The organism is Pseudomonas sp. BF-R-24 (genome assembly GCF_019947335.1).
In the GTDB taxonomy this organism is placed as follows: Bacteria; Pseudomonadota; Gammaproteobacteria; order Pseudomonadales; family Pseudomonadaceae; genus Aquipseudomonas; species Aquipseudomonas jessenii.
The window spans coordinates 16539-30563 of record NZ_JAGYGG010000052.1 but is presented as its reverse complement, the minus strand read 5'-3'; the positions used below and the strand labels follow the sequence as shown (position 1 = coordinate 30563).

Below are 14025 nucleotides of genomic sequence, written 5' to 3'. Positions count from 1 at the left end.
TTATCATTCAACATCGATGTTGACTGACCCACCGCTTTCGCGAGCAAGCCCGCTCCCACATTTGACTGTATTTCAACACTGGAAACCGAGGAAACCATATGGATTGGCAACCCCACATCACCGTCGCCACCATCGTCGAAGACAACGGCCGCTTCCTGATGGTCGAGGAATTCAAGCACGGACGCGTGGTGCTCAATCAGCCCGCCGGCCATCTGGACCCGAACGAAACCCTGACCGAAGCCGCCGTGCGCGAAACCCTCGAGGAAACCGGCTGGGACGTCGAACCGACCGGCGTACTGGGCATTTACCTCTACACCGCCCCGAGCAATGGCGTGACCTACCAGAGGGTCTGCTTCATCGCCAAACCACTGAAACACCACGCGGATTATCAACTGGATGACGGCATCGTCGGCGCCAAGTGGTTGACCCGCGAGGAATTAATCGAGCAGCGCGACAACTGGCGCAGCGAGCTGATCATCCGCTGCATCGACGACTATCTGGCAGGCCAACACTTCGGCCTCGAATTGATCCGTCCTTCTCTTTAGCCTTGCGGGCCTGAGCCTGCTAGAATCGCGTCCTTTTTCAAGACACTCATTGAATCCCTATGCGTGATCCAGCCCCTTCTGACACACAAAAGAAGCGCGTCATTGTCGGCATGTCCGGCGGCGTGGACTCTTCCGTTTCCGCCCTCCTGCTGATCGAGCAGGGTTATGAGGTGGAAGGCCTGTTCATGAAGAACTGGGAAGAAGACGATGGAACGGAATACTGCACCGCCATGGATGACCTGGCGGACGCCCAGGCCGTGTGCGACAAGATTGGCATCAAGCTGCACACCGCCAACTTCGCCGCCGAGTACTGGGACAACGTGTTCGAGCATTTCCTGGCCGAATACAAGGCCGGACGCACGCCGAACCCGGACATCCTGTGCAACCGCGAAATCAAGTTCAAGGCGTTCCTCGACTACGCCATGATGCTTGGCGCCGACCTGATCGCCACCGGCCACTACGTGCGTCGTCGCGACATCGATGGTCGCACCGAACTGCTCAAGGGCCTGGACCCGAACAAGGACCAGAGCTACTTCCTGCACGCCGTCGGTGGCGAACAGATCGCCAAGACCCTGTTCCCGGTCGGCGAGCTGGAAAAACCGCAAGTGCGCGCCATTGCCGAGAAGTACGAGCTGGCGACCGCGAAGAAAAAGGATTCCACCGGGATCTGCTTTATCGGCGAACGCCGCTTCAGCGACTTCCTCAAGCAATACCTGCCGGCCCAGCCAGGCGAGATCAAGACCACCGAAGGCGAAGTCATCGGTCGTCACCACGGCTTGATGTACCACACCATCGGCCAGCGTCAGGGGCTGGGTATCGGCGGCCTGAAAGACGCCGGCGACGAGCCGTGGTATGTGCTGATCAAAGACCTGGAACACAACGAACTGATCGTTGGCCAGGGCAATGATCACCCTTACCTGTTCTCCCGCGCCCTGCTCGCCTCGGACATCTATTGGGTCAACCCGGTCGATTTGACCGAGCCGCGCAAACTGACCGCCAAGGTGCGTTATCGCCAGAGCGACCAGCCCTGCACCCTGGAAAAAACCGCCACAGGTTATCGCGCGACCTTCGATGATCCGCAACGCGCGGTCACTCCGGGCCAGTCCGTGGTGTTCTATGACGGTGAAATCTGCCTCGGCGGCGGCGTGATTGAAGTAGCCGAGCCGTGGACGAGCAAGGGCCAGGCCCTATGAACCCGATTCAGGAGCAACTGACGGCACTGGGCGGGGTGTTTCTCGCCGCGGTGCTGGTGGACAGGATCGCCAAGACCGGCCAGACCAACGAAGCCGGCCTGAGCTGCATGCTCGGCAGCCTGCTGATCCGCGACCCCAAGGACACGCTGGAAGTCTATGGTGGCGACGACATCAACCTGCGCGAAGGCTACCGCGCGCTGATCGGCGCCCTCGAACGCGACCCAAGTGCCCTGCAGCGCGAGCCACTGCGTTATGCCTTGGCCATGCTCGGCCTTGAGCGTCAGCTGGCCAAACGTGGGGACATGCTCGATGTGATCGGCAAACGCCTGCCGCAGATTCAGTCCCAGGTCGAACACTTCGGCCCGGCCCACGAAAACGTGATCGCCGCCTGCGGCGCGCTGTATCAGGACACCCTGAGCACCCTGCGCCAGCGCATTCAGGTGCACGGCGACATGCGCAACCTGCAACAACCGAGCAACGCCTCGAAAATTCGCGCCCTGCTGCTGGCCGGCATTCGCTCAGCACGCCTGTGGCGGCAATTGGGCGGTCATCGCTGGCAACTGGTGATCAGCCGCCGCAAATTGCTCAAAGAGCTTTACCCCTTGATGCGTAACGAATAACCCGCATCGACAGAACCGAACTCAGCAATACGCGTAATACGCCGGTCAGTTGGCGACGGACCGGCGGATTTTTTCATGTATGATACGCGCCCCATTTCGTTGCCCGACTGTCCGAGAACACCCCATGCAGCTTTCTTCGCTCACTGCGGTTTCCCCTGTTGACGGCCGCTACGCCGGCAAAACCCAGGCCCTGCGCCCAATTTTCAGCGAGTACGGCCTGATCCGTGCCCGCGTTCTGGTTGAAGTGCGCTGGCTCCAGCGCCTGGCCGCTCACCCTGCCATCAGTGAAGTGCCGGCGTTCTCCGCCGAAGCCAACGCTGCGCTCAACACTCTGGCGGAAAACTTCTCTCTGGAGCACGCCGAGCGCGTCAAAGAGATCGAGCGCACCACCAACCACGACGTCAAGGCCATCGAGTACCTGCTCAAAGAGCAAGCGGCCAAGCTGCCGGAGCTGGCCAAGGTCAGTGAATTCATCCACTTTGCCTGCACCAGCGAGGACATCAACAACCTGTCCCACGCCCTGATGCTGCGCGAAGGCCGTGATGACGTGATGCTGCCGCTGATGCGCCAGACTGCCAACGCCATCCGCGAACTGGCCATCCGTTTCGCCGACGTGCCGATGCTGTCGCGCACCCACGGTCAGCCGGCCTCGCCGACCACCCTGGGCAAAGAGCTGGCGAACGTGGTTTACCGCCTGGAGCGCCAGATCGCTCAAGTCGCTGCCGTTCCGCTGCTGGGCAAGATCAACGGCGCTGTCGGCAACTACAACGCCCACCTGTCGGCCTACCCTGAGATCGACTGGGAAGCCAACGCCCGCGCCTTCATCGAAGACGAGCTGGGCCTGGGCTTCAACCCGTACACCACGCAGATCGAACCGCACGACTACATTGCCGAGCTGTTCGACGCGATCGCCCGCTTCAACACCATCCTGATCGACTTCGACCGCGACATCTGGGGCTACATCTCCCTGGGTTATTTCAAACAGCGCACCATCGCTGGCGAAATCGGTTCGTCGACCATGCCGCACAAGGTCAACCCGATCGACTTCGAAAACTCCGAAGGCAACCTGGGTATCGCCAACGCACTGTTCCAGCACCTGGCGAGCAAACTGCCGATCTCCCGCTGGCAGCGCGACCTGACCGACTCCACCGTACTGCGCAACCTCGGTGTTGGCTTCGCCCACAGCGTGATCGCGTACGAAGCCAGCCTCAAGGGCATCAGCAAGCTTGAGCTCAACGAGCAGAAGATTGCCGCTGACCTGGACGCCTGCTGGGAAGTACTGGCCGAGCCGATCCAGACCGTAATGCGTCGCTACAACATCGAAAACCCGTACGAAAAGCTGAAAGAACTGACCCGCGGCAAGGGCATCAGCCCAGAAGCGCTGCAGACTTTCATCGACGGCCTGGACATGCCAGCCGCCGCCAAGGCCGAGCTGAAATTGCTCACCCCGGCGAACTACATCGGCAACGCTGTAGAACAAGCCAAACGCATCTGATCGACCGCTAGACCCTTTATAAGACGCCCGGCCGCGCCGGGCGTTTTTATTCCCGTCTGAAAAGTGCATTTTTTCAATAGGTTACACATGAATCCTGATATTCCTCTTCAACTTCTGGGCGGCATCACGGCACGGGAATTCCTGCGCGACTACTGGCAGAAAAAGCCGCTGCTGATCCGTCAGGCCATTCCTGATTTCGAAAGCCCGATCGACGCCGACGAACTGGCCGGCCTGGCGCTGGAAGAAGAAGTCGAATCGCGACTGATCATCGAGAATGGCGAGCGCCCGTGGGAACTGCGTCGCGGCCCGTTCGCCGAAGATGAATTCAGCAAGCTGCCTGAAACCGACTGGACCCTGCTGGTTCAAGCCGTGGATCAGTTCGTCCCGGAAGTCAGCGAACTGCTGGAAAACTTCCGCTTTCTGCCGAGCTGGCGCATCGACGACGTGATGATCAGCTACGCCGCACCGGGTGGCAGCGTTGGTCCGCACTTCGACAACTACGACGTGTTCCTGCTGCAAGGCCACGGCAAGCGCAACTGGAAGATCGGCCAGATGTGCAACACCGAGAGCCCGATGCTGGCCCACGCCGACCTGCGCATCCTCTCCGAATTCGAAGCCACCGATGAATGGGTGCTGGAACCGGGCGACATGCTCTACCTCCCACCGCGCCTGGCCCATTGCGGCGTTGCCGTTGATGAATGCATGACCTACTCGGTCGGCTTCCGCGCACCGAGCGCCGCTGAAGTGCTGACCCACTTCACCGACTTCCTCAGCCAGTTCCTGTCGGACGAAGAACGCTACACCGACGCCGACGCCTTGCCGACCGCCGATCCTCACCAGATCCAGCGCGACGCACTCGACCGCCTCAAAGGCCTGCTGGCCGAGCACATGAGCGACGAGCGCCTGCTGCTGACCTGGTTCGGCCAGTTCATGACCGAGCCACGCTACCCGGAACTGGTGGTGGGCCCGGAAGACGTCGAAGAAGAGGACTTCATGTCCGCCCTGGAACAAGGCGCGATCCTGATTCGCAACCCGAGCGCACGCCTGGCGTGGTCTGAAGTCGATGACGACCTGCTGCTGTTCGCCAGCGGTCAGAGCCGTTACCTGCCGGGCAAACTGCGCGAATTGTTGAAGATGATCTGCGCCGCCGACGCGCTGCACGCCGACAACCTTGGCGACTGGCTGAGCGACGAAGACGGTCGCGGGCTGCTGTGCGAACTGGTCAAGCAAGGAAGCCTGGGGTTTGCCGATGAATAAGATTCACGTACGTGTCGCAGACTGGCAGAAGGACAACGCCGAGATCCGGCGCATTCGTGAGACGGTGTTCGTCGCCGAGCAATCCGTTCCGCCCGAGCTGGAATGGGATGCCGATGATGTAACGGCCGTGCATTTCCTCGCCCTCGAAGGCGACTTTCCGATTGGCACCGCCCGCCTGCTGCCTGACGGTCACGTCGGCCGGGTATCGGTACTCAAGGACTGGCGCGGCCTGAAAGTCGGCGATGCGCTGATGCACGCAGTGATTGGTGAAGCCGAAGAGCGCGGGCTGAAGCAGCAGATGCTCAGCGCCCAGGTACAAGCCACGGCGTTCTATGAGCGGCTGGGCTTTCACATGGTCAGTGAGGAGTTCCTGGAAGCCGGGATTCCGCACGTGGACATGGTTCGCCATTCGGCATAAGGCCCAGGTGCCGCCATCGCGAGCAAGCTCGCTCCCACATTGGATTTGTGAATTGCTGAAGATTTCAGCAACACCATCGATCCCTGTGGGAGCAAGCTTGCTCGCGATGGCGGCCTGAGGAACACCACAAAACGCCCCGCTATCTTCGGATACCGGGGCGTTTTGCTGTCTACGATTCAACTTACCCCACCCCGGGCCGACAAACTGTAGGAGCGAGCCTGCTCGCGATGGTCTTGAGAACACCGCGGGGTGTCAGACTTCCAGCATTATCGTTCACGCCCATCGCGAGCAAGCTCGCTCCTACAAACCCCGGGCCGACAAAGTGGCAATATCAAGCCTTTAGAACGCGGAGATAACGGACATGTCCCTACGCACCTTGCTCACCACCCTACTGCTCGGCTGCAGTTTTTCGGTGCTGGCTGCCACAGAAATCATCCCCCTCAAATACCACACCAGTGCCGACCTGCTGCCGGTGGCGCAGGATTTCGTCGGCAAGGACGGACAGGTCAGCGCCTATGGCAATCAATTGATCGTCAACGCCGATCAACGCAAGATCGACGAACTTAAAGCCCTTCTTTCCCAACTCGACACCGCACCCAAGCGCTTGCTGATCACCGTCGACACCAGCGACAACAACTTCCAGGGTGACCAGGGTTATTCGGTGAACGGCGCCAAGCCAAGCCAGACCCGCATCATCAACTACACCACCGACAGTCGTGACGGCGGCATTCAGCAGGTGCAGGCCAGCGAAGGCACACCGGCGCTGATCCAGGTCGGCCAGAGCGTGCCGCTGACCAGCTCGCAGACCGATTCCTACGGCGACCTGCGCAGCCAGACCGAATACCGCAACGTCACCCAGGGCTTCTACGTCACCGCAAACGTCACCGGCGACATCGTCCACCTGTCGATCAGTACCAACCGTGACCGCATGAGCCAGGAACGTCCCGATGTAGTGAACGTACAAAGCACCGACACAACCGTCACCGGCCACCTCGGCGAGTGGATCCTGCTGGCCGGGGTCAACGGCCAGACCCAGGCCGACAAACAGGGCCTGACCCGCAGCTACTCGACCCAGAGCCGCAACGACATGACTTTGCGGGTGAAAGTCGACACCTTGGACTAAAGCACCAAAAACTGACTGACGAGTCGTATTAGACCAAAGATGTAGTGCCTTAAAAAAAGCACTACAAAACGTTTGACGAGCCAAAAAAGCGAAGGCATGATGGCCTCGCTCCCGCTAATCAGAGGCCCTGGCAAGGGCCTTCGAGGCGATGTTCGCACCTACCCCGCGAACCGCTTCGTGTCTGTACCGCCCACAAGGTGTGTTTGACGAGGTTGTCGACTGGAACGAAGTTGTCCCGAGGGACGGAAGCGTAATAGGTAACCCGGCACCACACTGATGTTCGCACCAAGGCCCACGACGCCCGAATGCGCCCGCAGTTCGCCTTTACCTGCTCACTTCCCCTCGAGCCGATCGTTCATCCCGTCGCCCTCCCCGCCGAATCCGACTTGACCGCTTAAGCTTCTGGTCAGCGAGCGCAGGAATTTTCCACCGCAGAACAACTTTTCATAAAGACGCGACGAGGTTTATCTCCCATGGCACTGACACGCGAACAGCAAATTGCAGCCCTCGAAAAAGACTGGGCTGAAAACCCGCGCTGGAAAGGCGTGACACGCACTTACTCCGCTGCTGACGTCGTCCGCCTGCGTGGCTCGGTTCAACCTGAGCACACCTTTGCAAAAATGGGCGCCGAGAAGCTGTGGAACCTGGTGACCCAGGGTGCCAAGCCAGCCTTCCGTCCTGAGAAAGATTTCGTCAACTGCATGGGCGCCCTGACCGGCGGCCAGGCTGTGCAACAAGTCAAGGCCGGCATCCAGGCGATCTACCTGTCTGGCTGGCAAGTGGCTGCGGACAACAACTCCGCCGAATCGATGTACCCGGACCAGTCGCTGTACCCGGTGGACTCGGTTCCAACCGTGGTCAAGCGCATCAACAACTCGTTCCGTCGTGCCGACCAGATCCAGTGGAAAGCCGGCAAGAACCCGGGCGACGACGGCTACATCGACTACTTCGCGCCAATCGTGGCTGACGCCGAAGCCGGTTTCGGTGGCGTACTGAACGCTTACGAGCTGATGAAGAGCATGATCGAAGCAGGCGCCGCCGGCGTTCACTTCGAAGACCAGCTGGCTTCCGTGAAGAAATGCGGCCACATGGGCGGCAAGGTACTGGTTCCTACCCAGGAAGCCGTACAGAAGCTGACCGCTGCTCGCCTGGCTGCTGACGTTGCCGGTACTCCGACCATCATCCTGGCCCGTACCGACGCTAACGCCGCTGACCTGCTGACGTCCGACTGTGACCCGTACGACCAGCCATTCGTGACTGGCGAACGTACCCAGGAAGGTTTCTACAAAGTGCGCGCCGGCCTGGATCAAGCCATCGCCCGTGGCCTGGCCTACGCTCCGTACGCCGACCTGATCTGGTGCGAAACCGCCAAGCCGGATCTGGACGAGGCTCGTCGCTTCGCTGAAGCGATCAAGAAGGAATACCCGGACCAACTGCTGTCGTACAACTGCTCGCCTTCCTTCAACTGGAAGAAAAACCTGGACGACGCGACCATCGCCAAGTTCCAGCGCGAACTGTCCGCCATGGGTTACAAGCACCAGTTCATCACCCTGGCCGGCATTCACAACATGTGGCACAGCATGTTCAACCTGGCGCACGACTACGCCCGCAACGACATGACTGCCTACGTGAAGCTGCAAGAGCAGGAATTCGCTGACGCCTCCAAGGGTTACACCTTCGTGGCGCACCAGCAGGAAGTGGGCACCGGCTACTTCGACGACATGACCACCGTGATCCAGGGTGGCTCGTCCTCGGTAACCGCACTGACCGGTTCGACTGAAGAAGAACAGTTCCACTGATCTGCTTCGCCTGAGACATCAGCCGCTGCGGACCGAATAGAAAGCTAACCGCAGCGCTGCACCTCTGACGCCCCGACTGGTTCGGGGCGTTTTTTTGTCTGCGATTCAATGAGCGCCCCCCCCTGCAGGAGCGAGCCTGCTCGCGATGACCCTGAGGACGCCGTGGGGTGTCAGGACCCCAGCGTCATCGTTGACCACCATCGCGAGCAGGCTCGCTCCTACAGGGGATGGTGGTGACCTGGAAAAACATTGATCCAGAGCGCTACGACCGTCAGAAAAATCCGCTAAAACGCTCTCCGCCGCTACTTGCTGTAACGCCCATATAAGACAACTTCCGGAGTATCCGAAGGATAAGCAGTTTAAAAATCAAGCCAAACAATATTGATTATCATTTAGCGCAAACTATGTTCGTTACATTCCCTACAAAACATAATTGACGAAATGCCGGCTAATGCCCAAGGCGCAAGGCCTGCGGGGCTTTTGAAGCGCGCTATGTCCTTATTCCTATAAATAATTTCGCTATAGGAATTTTACTTGCCGGGTGTTTAGCCATAAAATCAGCGGGATTGATTGCTGCGACATATCGTCACTGCTTTTGTTTCTTTTCAAGCTCAGAGACCTTTGCTCTCTGTTAAGGATTACCAGCATGCCCGAAGCGACAGGACTCATGGCCCACAACTGGGGCTTTGCCATTTTCCTTCTAGGCGTCGTCGGCCTCTGTGCCTTCATGCTGGGCGTCTCCAGCCTCCTTGGGTCAAAAGCCTGGGGCCGCAGCAAAAACGAACCGTTCGAGTCCGGCATGCTACCTACAGGTGGCGCCCGCTTGCGGCTCTCAGCCAAATTCTATCTGGTCGCGATGTTGTTCGTGATCTTCGATATCGAAGCCCTCTTTCTCTTTGCATGGTCTGTGTCCGTCCGCGAAAGCGGCTGGACCGGATTCGTCGAAGCTCTCGTTTTCATAGCAATTCTGTTGGCAGGCCTTGTCTACCTATTCCGAGTGGGCGCCCTTGACTGGGCTCCGGAAGCTCGGCGCAAGCGGCAAGCGAAGCTGAAACAATGAGGCTTTGGCAATGCAATACAATCTCACCAGGATCGACCCCGATGCTCCTAACGAGCAGTATCCGATTGGCCAGCGGGAAACCGTTTCCGATCCGTTAGAAGATCAAGTCCACAAAAACATTTTCATGGGCAAGCTCGAAGACGTGCTTAACGGCACGATCAACTGGGGGCGCAAGAACTCCCTGTGGCCGTATAACTTCGGTCTTTCGTGCTGCTACGTGGAAATGACCACCGCCTTCACGGCGCCCCACGACATCGCGCGCTTTGGCGCCGAGGTTATCCGGGCATCGCCGCGCCAGGCGGATTTCATGGTTATCGCCGGTACCTGCTTCATCAAGATGGCGCCGATCATTCAGCGTCTCTACGAGCAAATGCTCGAACCTAAATGGGTCATCTCCATGGGTTCGTGCGCCAACTCCGGTGGCATGTACGACATCTACTCCGTCGTTCAAGGGGTGGACAAGTTCCTGCCCGTGGACGTCTACGTGCCTGGCTGCCCGCCCCGCCCTGAGGCTTTCCTGCAAGGCTTGATGCTGTTGCAGGAGTCGATTGGACAGGAGCGTCGCCCGCTTTCCTGGGTCGTTGGTGATCAAGGCGTCTATCGCGCCGAGATGCCTTCCGAGAAGGAAAAGCGCCGCGAACAGCGAATCGCAGTCACCAACCTGCGCAGCCCCGACGAAGTCTGATCCAGATCTGCTTCTTAAATAGAACGAGAACCTGGCTTCATTCTTTACGTTGACCGAAAGCGATAAATAACCATGACTACAGGCAGTGCTCTGTACATCCCGCCTTACAAGGCAGACGACCAGGATGTGGTCGTCGAACTGAACAACCGTTTTGGCCCGGAGGCGTTCACCGCCCAGCCGACCCGCACCGGCATGCCGGTGCTTTGGGTTGCCCGCGCCAAACTCGTCGAAGTCCTGACCTTCCTGCGTAACCTGCCCAAGCCGTACGTCATGCTCTATGACCTGCACGGCGTGGACGAACGTCTGCGCACCAAGCGTCAAGGGCTGCCGAACGGCGTCGACTTCTCCGTGTTCTATCACTTGATGTCGATCGAACGTAATAGTGACGTAATGATCAAGGTTGCCTTGTCCGAGGGCGACCTCAGCTTGCCGACCGTCACCAGCATCTGGCCGAACGCCAACTGGTACGAGCGCGAAGTCTGGGACATGTTCGGCATCGACTTCAAAGGTCACCCTCACCTGTCGCGCATCATGATGCCGCCGACCTGGGAAGGTCACCCGCTGCGCAAGGACTTTCCGGCCCGTGCCACCGAGTTCGACCCGTTCACCCTGAACCTGGCCAAGCAACAGCTCGAGGAAGAGTCCGCGCGCTTCAAGCCGGAAGACTGGGGCATGAAGCGTTCCGGCCCGAACGAGGACTACATGTTCCTCAACCTCGGCCCGAACCACCCGTCCGCGCACGGTGCGTTCCGCATCATCCTGCAGCTGGACGGTGAAGAGATCGTAGACTGCGTACCGGACGTCGGTTACCACCACCGTGGTGCCGAGAAGATGGCCGAACGTCAGTCCTGGCACAGCTTCATCCCGTACACCGACCGTATCGACTACCTCGGCGGCGTGATGAACAACCTGCCGTACGTGCTTTCGGTCGAGAAGCTGGCCGGCATCAAGGTACCGGAGAAGGTCGACGTCATCCGCATCATGATGGCCGAGTTCTTCCGGATCACCAGCCACCTGCTGTTCCTGGGTACCTACATCCAGGACGTCGGCGCCATGACCCCGGTGTTCTTCACCTTCACCGACCGCCAGCGCGCGTACACGGTGATCGAAGCCATTACCGGTTTCCGCCTGCACCCGGCCTGGTACCGCATCGGTGGCGTCGCCCACGACCTGCCGCGTGGTTGGGAAAAACTGGTCAAGGATTTCGTCGAGTGGATGCCCAAGCGTCTGGACGAATACCAGAAAGCCGCACTGGACAACAGCATCCTGCGTGGCCGGACCATCGGCGTCGCCGACTACAACACCAAAGAGGCCCTGGAATGGGGCGTCACCGGTGCCGGCCTGCGTTCGACCGGTTGCGATTTCGACTTGCGTAAAGCACGCCCGTACTCGGGCTACGAGAACTTCGAATTCGAAGTGCCGCTGGCCGCCAACGGCGATGCCTACGACCGCTGCATCGTGCGTGTCGAGGAGATGCGCCAGAGCATCAGGATCATCGACCAGTGCCTGCGCAACATGCCGGAAGGTCCGTACAAGGCGGATCACCCGCTGACCACGCCGCCGCCGAAAGAGCGCACCCTGCAGCACATCGAAACCTTGATCACGCACTTCCTGCAGGTTTCGTGGGGCCCGGTCATGCCGGCCAACGAATCCTTCCAGATGATCGAAGCGACCAAGGGCATCAACAGTTATTACCTGACGAGCGATGGCGGCACCATGAGCTACCGCACCCGGATTCGTACCCCAAGCTTCCCGCACTTGCAGCAGATCCCTTCGGTGATCAAAGGCAGCATGGTCGCGGACTTGATTGCGTACCTGGGTAGTATCGATTTCGTTATGGCCGACGTGGACCGCTAAGCATGAACAGCACGCTTATCCAGACAGACCGTTTCACCTTGAGTGAAACCGAGCGCTCGGCCATCGAGCACGAGCTGCATCACTACGAAGACCCGCGCGCGGCGTCGATCGAAGCCCTGAAGATCGTCCAGAAGGAACGTGGCTGGGTGCCGGACGGCGCCCTGTACGCCATCGGCGAGATCCTCGGCATCCCGGCCAGCGACGTTGAAGGCGTGGCGACGTTCTACAGCCAGATCTTCCGTCAGCCAGTGGGCCGTCACATCATCCGCGTCTGCGACAGCATGGTCTGCTACATCGGCGGCCACGAGTCCGTGGTCAGCGAAATCCAGAGCAAGCTCGGCATCGGCCTGGGTCAGACCACCGCCGACGGTCGTTTCACCCTGCTGCCGGTCTGCTGCCTCGGCAACTGCGACAAGGCGCCGGCGTTGATGATCGACGACGACACTTTCGGTGATGTGCAGCCTGCAGGCGTTGCCAAATTGCTCGAGGGCTACGTATGACCCTGACTTCCTTCGGTCCGGCCAACCGCATCAAGCGTTCGGCCGAGACTCACCCGCTCACCTGGCGTCTGCGTGACGACGGCGAAGCCGTATGGCTCGACGAGTACCAGGCCAAGAACGGTTACGCCGCTGCGCGCAAGGCCTTCGCCGACATGGCCCAGGACGACATCGTCCAGACCGTGAAAGACTCCGGCCTCAAAGGCCGCGGCGGTGCAGGCTTCCCCACTGGCGTGAAGTGGGGCCTGATGCCCAAGGACGAATCCATCAACATCCGCTACCTGCTGTGCAACGCGGATGAAATGGAGCCCAACACCTGGAAAGACCGCATGCTGATGGAGCAACTGCCCCATCTGCTGATCGAAGGCATGCTGATCAGTGCCCGCGCACTGAAAACCTACCGTGGCTACATCTTCCTGCGTGGCGAATACACCACCGCCGCCAAGCACTTGAACCGTGCTGTGGAAGAAGCCAAGGCAGCCGGCCTGCTGGGCAAGAACATCCTGGGTTCGGGTTTTGATTTCGAGCTGTTCGTTCACACCGGCGCCGGGCGTTATATCTGCGGTGAAGAAACCGCACTGATCAACTCCCTCGAAGGCCGTCGCGCCAACCCGCGCTCCAAGCCGCCCTTCCCTGCCGCCGTTGGCGTGTGGGGCAAGCCGACTTGCGTGAATAACGTCGAAACCCTGTGCAACGTGCCGGCGATCATTGCCGACGGCGTGGACTGGTACAAATCGTTGGCTCGCGAAGGCAGCGAAGACATGGGCACCAAGCTCATGGGCTTCTCCGGCAAGGTCAAGAACCCGGGTCTGTGGGAACTGCCGTTCGGCGTCACCGGTCGCGAGCTGTTCGAAGACTACGCTGGCGGCATGCGCGACGGTTACAAGCTCAAGGCCTGGCAGCCTGGCGGCGCCGGTACCGGTTTCCTGTTGCCGGAACACCTGGACGCACAAATGTACGCCGGCGGCATCGCCAAAGTGGGCACCCGCATGGGTACCGGCCTGGCCATGGCGGTGGACGACAGCGTCAACATGGTGTCCCTGCTGCGCAACATGGAGCAGTTCTTCGCTCGCGAATCCTGCGGCTTCTGCACCCCTTGCCGCGATGGCTTGCCATGGAGCGTCAAGCTCCTGATGGCCATCGAGAACGGTGAAGGCCAGCCAGGCGACATCGAGACCCTGCTGGGTCTGGTCGGTTTCCTCGGCCCAGGCAAGACCTTCTGTGCTCACGCACCGGGCGCCGTGGAGCCGTTGGGCAGCGCAATCAAATACTTCCGCCATGAGTTCGAAGCCGGTATCGCGCCAGTCAGCGCCGCCGTCCCGCCTCTGGCAAGGCCGATCGTAGTCGGCGCGTAAACGCTTAAAAAAGCGAAGGGTCCGTGCCCTTCGCTTTTCGTGTGATGACGCCTTTAACGGCTGTGTTGATTCACGCGGATAACAAGATTCCATTAGCCACGCCCGCTGACACCGGGCCAAC

Annotated in this window: 13 protein-coding genes; all 13 read left to right on the top strand. The window is 59.9% G+C overall.

The annotated features are described in order from the left end of the window. Positions 1 to 98 precede the first annotated feature (98 nt). The 13 genes from KGA98_RS26280 to nuoF all read left to right on the top strand — a co-directional run bounded on the left by KGA98_RS26280 (position 99) and on the right by nuoF (position 13904). Positions 99 to 545 carry an NUDIX hydrolase gene (locus KGA98_RS26280; RefSeq protein WP_223504483.1) on the top strand — a complete coding sequence of 149 codons (447 nt, stop codon included), beginning with the start codon at positions 99 to 101 and terminating at the stop codon, positions 543 to 545. 59 nt (positions 546 to 604) lie between these two features. Next, positions 605 to 1738 (top strand): tRNA 2-thiouridine(34) synthase MnmA, encoded by a 1134-nt coding sequence (gene mnmA, locus KGA98_RS26275; RefSeq protein WP_057714164.1) that lies wholly within the window; start codon positions 605 to 607, stop codon positions 1736 to 1738. Then, positions 1735 to 2358 (top strand): high frequency lysogenization protein HflD, encoded by a 624-nt coding sequence (gene hflD / locus KGA98_RS26270; protein WP_057714163.1) that lies wholly within the window; start codon positions 1735 to 1737, stop codon positions 2356 to 2358. The genes mnmA and hflD overlap by 4 nt, the downstream gene beginning before the upstream one ends. A gap of 124 nt (positions 2359 to 2482) precedes the next feature. Next, positions 2483 to 3853 carry an adenylosuccinate lyase gene (gene purB, locus KGA98_RS26265; protein ID WP_223504481.1) on the top strand — a complete coding sequence of 457 codons (1371 nt, stop codon included), beginning with the start codon at positions 2483 to 2485 and terminating at the stop codon, positions 3851 to 3853. Positions 3854 to 3940: 87 nt separating this feature from the next. After that, positions 3941 to 5110, top strand: coding sequence for a cupin domain-containing protein (locus KGA98_RS26260; RefSeq protein WP_008053451.1), 1170 nt, complete (start codon positions 3941 to 3943; stop codon positions 5108 to 5110). Beyond that, positions 5103 to 5528 (top strand): GNAT family N-acetyltransferase, encoded by a 426-nt coding sequence (locus KGA98_RS26255; protein WP_057714161.1) that lies wholly within the window; start codon positions 5103 to 5105, stop codon positions 5526 to 5528. Before KGA98_RS26260 ends, KGA98_RS26255 begins: the two co-directional genes overlap by 8 nt. A 361-nt stretch (positions 5529 to 5889) precedes the next feature. Next, the gene (locus KGA98_RS26250; RefSeq protein ID WP_150812618.1) at positions 5890 to 6651 is read left to right on the top strand and encodes a secretin N-terminal domain-containing protein; all 762 of its coding nucleotides are present in this window, start codon (positions 5890 to 5892) and stop codon (positions 6649 to 6651) included. Between the two features lie 473 nt (positions 6652 to 7124). After that, complete coding sequence (gene aceA, locus KGA98_RS26245) at positions 7125 to 8450, top strand: isocitrate lyase (RefSeq protein ID WP_034146910.1); 1326 nt, start codon at positions 7125 to 7127, stop codon at positions 8448 to 8450. A 646-nt stretch (positions 8451 to 9096) separates the two neighbouring features. Continuing rightward, complete coding sequence (locus tag KGA98_RS26240; RefSeq protein WP_003223812.1) at positions 9097 to 9510, top strand: NADH-quinone oxidoreductase subunit A; 414 nt, start codon at positions 9097 to 9099, stop codon at positions 9508 to 9510. A 10-nt stretch (positions 9511 to 9520) separates the two neighbouring features. Then, entirely contained in the window at positions 9521 to 10195 is a 675-nt protein-coding gene (locus KGA98_RS26235; RefSeq protein WP_046037844.1) for a NuoB/complex I 20 kDa subunit family protein, read from the top strand. 72 nt (positions 10196 to 10267) lie between these two features. Further along, a complete protein-coding gene (gene nuoC, locus KGA98_RS26230; RefSeq protein ID WP_057714159.1) occupies positions 10268 to 12052 on the top strand; it encodes an NADH-quinone oxidoreductase subunit C/D in 1785 nt (594 codons plus the stop codon). Between the two features lie 2 nt (positions 12053 to 12054). Next, positions 12055 to 12552: an NADH-quinone oxidoreductase subunit NuoE gene (gene nuoE, locus KGA98_RS26225; protein ID WP_008020715.1), complete on the top strand. Its 498-nt coding sequence runs from the start codon at positions 12055 to 12057 to the stop codon at positions 12550 to 12552. Continuing rightward, positions 12549 to 13904 carry an NADH-quinone oxidoreductase subunit NuoF gene (gene nuoF, locus KGA98_RS26220; protein ID WP_057714158.1) on the top strand — a complete coding sequence of 452 codons (1356 nt, stop codon included), beginning with the start codon at positions 12549 to 12551 and terminating at the stop codon, positions 13902 to 13904. Before nuoE ends, nuoF begins: the two co-directional genes overlap by 4 nt. Positions 13905 to 14025: the final 121 nt, after the last annotated feature.

What these genes read in the sequence shown, in the direction of transcription:
- KGA98_RS26280 (WP_223504483.1), top strand. Translation starts at nt 99, where the DNA reads ATGGATTGGCAACCCCACATCACCGTCGCCACCATCGTCGAAGACAAC.
- mnmA (WP_057714164.1), top strand. Translation starts at nt 605, where the DNA reads ATGCGTGATCCAGCCCCTTCTGACACACAAAAGAAGCGCGTCATTGTC.
- hflD (WP_057714163.1), top strand. Translation starts at nt 1,735, where the DNA reads ATGAACCCGATTCAGGAGCAACTGACGGCACTGGGCGGGGTGTTTCTC.
- purB (WP_223504481.1), top strand. Translation starts at nt 2,483, where the DNA reads ATGCAGCTTTCTTCGCTCACTGCGGTTTCCCCTGTTGACGGCCGCTAC.
- KGA98_RS26260 (WP_008053451.1), top strand. Translation starts at nt 3,941, where the DNA reads ATGAATCCTGATATTCCTCTTCAACTTCTGGGCGGCATCACGGCACGG.
- KGA98_RS26255 (WP_057714161.1), top strand. Translation starts at nt 5,103, where the DNA reads ATGAATAAGATTCACGTACGTGTCGCAGACTGGCAGAAGGACAACGCC.
- KGA98_RS26250 (WP_150812618.1), top strand. Translation starts at nt 5,890, where the DNA reads ATGTCCCTACGCACCTTGCTCACCACCCTACTGCTCGGCTGCAGTTTT.
- aceA (WP_034146910.1), top strand. Translation starts at nt 7,125, where the DNA reads ATGGCACTGACACGCGAACAGCAAATTGCAGCCCTCGAAAAAGACTGG.
- KGA98_RS26240 (WP_003223812.1), top strand. Translation starts at nt 9,097, where the DNA reads ATGCCCGAAGCGACAGGACTCATGGCCCACAACTGGGGCTTTGCCATT.
- KGA98_RS26235 (WP_046037844.1), top strand. Translation starts at nt 9,521, where the DNA reads ATGCAATACAATCTCACCAGGATCGACCCCGATGCTCCTAACGAGCAG.
- nuoC (WP_057714159.1), top strand. Translation starts at nt 10,268, where the DNA reads ATGACTACAGGCAGTGCTCTGTACATCCCGCCTTACAAGGCAGACGAC.
- nuoE (WP_008020715.1), top strand. Translation starts at nt 12,055, where the DNA reads ATGAACAGCACGCTTATCCAGACAGACCGTTTCACCTTGAGTGAAACC.
- nuoF (WP_057714158.1), top strand. Translation starts at nt 12,549, where the DNA reads ATGACCCTGACTTCCTTCGGTCCGGCCAACCGCATCAAGCGTTCGGCC.